Below are 4,297 nucleotides of genomic sequence, written 5' to 3'. Positions count from 1 at the left end.
CGGCCGTCGGGCCGGTGCCGCGGGTGCCCGCGCGGCCGGTGCCCGTGCCGGAGGAGGCGCGGCGCCGTGCGAGCTGCCCGAGGCGGCGCACCACGAACTGCGTGTCCAGGATGCCGAGGAGGCCCGCGAGCCGCACCGCGTACTCGTGCTGGATGGCGGGGTCCTTGATCTGCGCGACGACGGGCGCGGCCTGTTCCAGCGCGGCCGAACGCCCCTCCGCCGTATCGAGGTTGTGCTGGGAGACGATCGAGCGGATCGCGAACTCGAAGAGGGGCGAGCGGTCTTCGACGACCTTCGCCACCGCCTCGTCGCCGTCGGCGATCCGCAGCTCGCACGGGTCCATGCCCTGGGGTGTGACGGCGATCGACGTACGGGCGGCGAACTTCTGGTCCTCCTCGAAGGCGCGGAGCGCGGCCTTCTGCCCGGCCGCGTCGCCGTCGAAGGTGAAGATGACCTCGGAGGCCGAATTGTCCATCAGCAGCCGGCGGAGGATCTTGATGTGGCCCTCGCCGAAGGACGTGCCGCTGGTGGCGATCGCGGTGGTGACGCCCGCGAGATGGCAGGCCATGACGTCCGTGTAGCCCTCGACGACGACCGCGCGGTTGCCCTTCGCGATGTCCTTCTTCGCAAGGTCGATGCCGTAGAGCACCTGCGACTTGTGGTAGATCGGCGTCTCGGGGGTGTTGAGGTACTTGGGGCCCTGGTCGTCCTCGCGCAGCTTGCGGGCGCCGAATCCCACGACGTCCCCCGCGATGTCGCGGATGGGCCACATCAGCCGGCCGCGGAAGCGGTCGATGGGACGGCCGTTGCGGGCCTCCTGGGCGAGCCCGGAGGCGGTCAGCTCCCGGTCGGAGAAGCCCTTGCCGCGCAGGAAGCGGACCAGATGGTCCCACCCCGCCGGGGAGTATCCGATGCCGAAGTGCTCGGCCGCCGCCTGGTCGAAGCCGCGCTCGGTCAGGAAGCGCCGCCCCGTCTCGGCCTCGGGGCCCTGGAGTTGCTCGGCGTAGAACCGCGCGGCGGCCTTGTGCGCCTCGACGAGGCGGGTGCGCTCGCCCTGCTGGCTGGCACGGCCGTAGCCGCCCTCCTCGTAGCGCAGCGTGATGCCGGCCTGGCCCGCGAGCCGTTCGACCGCCTCCGAGAAGGAGAGATGGTCCACGCGCATCACGAAGTCGAGGGTGTCCCCGCCCTCCTGGCAGCCGAAGCAGTGGAAGAGGCCCTTGGACGGACTGACGTGGAACGAGGGCGACTTCTCGTCGTGGAAGGGGCAGAGGCCCTTGAGATTGCCGCCGCCGGCGTTGCGGAGCTGGAGGTACTCGGAGACGACGGTGTCGATCGGGACAGCGTCCCGTACCGCCTTCACGTCCTCGTCGTTGATCCTGCCCGCCACACCGGAATTGTACGGCGGGCCTGCGACAGCGCCGCCGGGCACGGGGAGGGGCCCGGTGAGAGGCCGGAGCGGGCGGGCCCTGCGGCGGCACGGGGCCCGCCCGCCGCCGGGCCCGTCCGCCCCTACGGCACCTGCCGCCCCTCGTACTGCCCCTCGCCGTACGTCAGTTGCCGCAGCTCAGTTGCCGCCGCCCGCGAGGTCGGCGAGCGGCACGTCCGGGTCGGCGAGCGCGTCGCGTCCGACGGGCCTGCCGGAGCGGATCAGGTCCTGCACGGCGCCCGTGACGTCCCACACGTTGACGTTGAGCCCGGCCAGCACGCGGTTGTCGCGGAGCCAGAAGGCGATGAACTCCCGCTTGGCGACGTCGCCCCGGCACACCACCTGGTCGTAGCTGCCCGGGGGCGCCCAGCCCGAGTACTCCAGGCCCACGTCGTACTGGTCGGAGAAGAAGTACGGCACCCGGTCGTAGACCACGTCCCGGCCGAGCATCGAACGGGCCGCCGCCGGGCCGCTGTTGAGGGCGTTCGCCCAGTGCTCGACGCGCAGCGGGCCGCCCCACGGCGTCTCGCGCAGGGCGGCGACGTCGCCCGCGGCGTAGACGTCGGGGTCGGAGGTGCGCAGCGCGGAGTCCACGGCGACGCCGCCCGTCCCCTCGGCGAGGTCCAGTCCGGCGGCCTCGGCGAGCGCGCTGCGGGGCGCGGCGCCGATGGCGGCGAGCACGTCGTGCGCGGGGTGCTCGTCGCCGTCGTCGGTGCGTACGGACTGCACCATGCCGTCGGCGCCGGTGATCTCGGACAGGCGTGCCCCGAAGTGGAAGCGCACGCCGTGCTCCCGGTGGAGGTCGGCGAAGAGCATGCCCATCTCGGGCCCGAGCACGGAGTGCAGCGGCGCCGGCTCCGCTTCGACGACGGTGACCTCCGCCCCGTACTCCCGTGCCGCGGCGGCGACTTCGAGCCCGATCCAGCCCGCTCCGGCGATGACGAGGTGGCCGTTCTCCTGGCCGAGGGCGGTGAGCCTGCCGCGCAGGCGGTCGGCGTGCGCGAGACGGCGCAGATGGTGCACGGAGGCGAGGGAGGTGCCGGGGATGTCGAGACGGCGGGGCTCGGCGCCGGTGGCCAGCAGCAACTTGTCGTAGTGGAGGCGGGTGCCGTCGCCGAGTTCCACGCTCTTGCCGGCCCGGTCGAGGCGTACGACGGTCTGTCCCAGGTGGAGTTCGATGTCGGCGCCCGCATACCAGGCCGGCTCGTGCACGAACACGCTCTCGCGCTCGTCGGAACCGGCGAGATACCCCTTGGACAGCGGCGGACGTTCGTAGGGGTGGTCGCGCTCGTCGCCGATCAGGATGACCCGGCCGGTGAAGCCCTCGGCCCGCAGGGCCTCGGCCGCTTTCGACCCGGCGAGCCCTCCGCCGACGATGACGAACGTCCGGTGTGCGTCGACCACTTGGTTCCTCCTCGCTGACCTGACCCCCCGACGGAAACATCCACGTGCGAGCGTCCCGCATCGGGCCCCGGGCGGGAAGAGGCCGCGGGCCCGTGGCGGGCGCGAACGGACACGAACGGGCCCGGACGGACACGGACGGGCTACGGCGGTGGGCTGAGCCGGGCGTGCAGCGAGCGCGCCGAGACGTCCGTCAGGGACGCCATCTGGTCGACGACGACGCGCAGCCGTGCGGCGTCGTCCGGCGCCTGTCCGAACAGGGCGCGGAACTGCGGGTCGAGCCCCTCGGGGGCGCGCGTGACGAGCGCGGCGGCCAGTTCGCCGAGGACGACGCGCTGCTCGGCGCGCAGCCGTTCCAGGTCGTCGCGCTGCATCACATAGCGGTGTGCGACGGCCTTGAGCACGGCGCACTCCAGCCGTACGCCGCGCGGTACGACGAGTTCGGCGGCGTAGCGGGTGAGCGGGCCCGATCCGTACGCGCGGCGCGTGGCGCCCTCGGCCGCCAGACAGAACCGTCCGATGAGCTGGCTCGTGGCGTCCTTGAGGCGGGCCTGGGCGACGGCGGACCCGTCGTAGCTGTGCGGCCACCACTCCTGGTCCAGCAACCGGTCGAGCGCTTCGGCGAGTTCGGCGTGGGAGGCGCCGGGCGCGTAGCGCTCCGCGGCGGCGTCGAAGATGTCGGTGCGCTCGGGCCCGGCGAGAAGGACGTTGGGGTCGAGATGGCCGGCGTGCAGACCGTCCTCGACGTCGTGCACCGAGTAGGCCACGTCGTCGGACCAGTCCATGACCTGCGCCTCGAAGCAGCGGCGCCCGGCGGGGGCTCCGCTGCGGAACCAGGTGAAGACGGGCAGGTCGTCCTCGTAAACGCCGAACTTGGGCGAGCCCGGATCGGTGGGGTGACCGCCGCGCGGCCACGGGTACTTGGCGGCGGCGTCGAGCGAGGCCCGGGTGAGGTTGAGGCCGACGGGCACGAGCCGGCTGCCGCCGTCGCCGTCCGCGTCGTCCTCGACGTCCAGGAAACGCTTGGGCTCCAGCCGGGCGAGCAGCCGCAGCGACTGCGCGTTCCCCTCGAAGCCGCCGCAGGGCGCGGCGATCTCGTTCAGGACGCGTTCGCCGTTGTGCCCGAACGGCGGGTGCCCGAGGTCGTGTGCGAGACAGGCCGTCTCCACGAGGTCCGGGTCGCAGCCGAGCGCCGCGCCCAGCTCCCGTCCGACCTGTGCGCACTCCAGGGAGTGGGTCAGCCGGGTGCGGGGGCTGGCGTCCCATGCCTGTGCGCTGGTGCCGGGCGCGACGACCTGGGTCTTGCCCGCGAGGCGCCGCAGCGCGGCCGAGTGGAGGACGCGGGCGCGGTCGCGCTGGAAGGCCGTACGTCCGGGCCGCTTGTCGGGCTCGGGCGCCCAGCGCTCGATGTCGGCGGGATCCCAGATCCAGGGCCCGGGGGCGGGGGCGGCTCCGGCGCCACCGGTGCCG

General features: G+C 73.4%; 3 protein-coding genes. All 3 read right to left on the bottom strand.

Annotation, left to right across the window (positions count from 1 at the left end):
• Nucleotides 1–1,387, bottom strand: a 1,387-nt coding sequence (gene dnaG, locus AN218_RS30825) for a DNA primase (RefSeq protein WP_079132773.1), incomplete at its 3' end; no start/stop codon positions are given.
• Nucleotides 1,388–1,564: 177 nt separating this feature from the next.
• The gene (locus tag AN218_RS30820) at nt 1,565–2,830 is read right to left on the bottom strand and encodes an NAD(P)/FAD-dependent oxidoreductase (protein WP_070020328.1); all 1,266 of its coding nucleotides are present in this window, start codon (nt 2,828–2,830) and stop codon (nt 1,565–1,567) included.
• A gap of 140 nt (nt 2,831–2,970) precedes the next feature.
• A complete protein-coding gene (locus AN218_RS30815; protein ID WP_070020329.1) occupies nt 2,971–4,254 on the bottom strand; it encodes a deoxyguanosinetriphosphate triphosphohydrolase in 1,284 nt (427 codons plus the stop codon).
• Nucleotides 4,255–4,297 lie beyond the last annotated feature (43 nt).

The sequence above is a fragment of the Streptomyces nanshensis genome (assembly GCF_001751255.1).
Classification (GTDB): Bacteria; Actinomycetota; Actinomycetes; order Streptomycetales; family Streptomycetaceae; genus Streptomyces; species Streptomyces nanshensis_A.
The sequence above is the reverse complement of the archived record's forward strand: the minus strand, read 5'-3'. Positions and strand labels throughout refer to the sequence as shown.